This window comes from Marinitoga arctica (assembly GCF_054657315.1).
Genome location: NZ_BAAHYY010000080.1, coordinates 1 through 403 on the forward strand (window position 1 = coordinate 1; position 403 = coordinate 403).

General features: G+C 24.3%; 1 protein-coding gene. It reads right to left on the bottom strand.

The window, feature by feature from the left end; translation table 11 throughout:
* Positions 1-403 (bottom strand): oligosaccharide flippase family protein (locus tag ACYQ44_RS10440; RefSeq protein WP_459997235.1); only part of this gene is annotated, 403 nt, incomplete at both ends.

Genomic DNA, 403 nt, shown 5'->3' on the forward strand with positions numbered 1-403 from the left:
TTTTATTTTCATACATCCTATCATAAAACCAAGGAACCCATGCCAGATTTGTTGCTCCAAGTATTATTAGCGGTATCATTCCTAATGTATAAGCATAACTGTATAAACCAACTTTTTCTGCTCCTATTATTTTTTGTATTGCAAGTCTATCAAATTGAGTTAAAACTATTCCAGATAAATTATGTAATATTAAAGGTACTCCTATTAATAATGAATATTTCCATGCCTTTGGCCATAGTAATTTTTTTCCTTTGATTACTATAATCAGAAATAATATAGAAGATAAAATTAATTTTGATAATAAATCACCATATATTCTTCCTATATATTTATTATTTTCTATAATTAATAATAACCATATCGATAATACAACATTTAATAATGCATTTATCAAACTCAATAA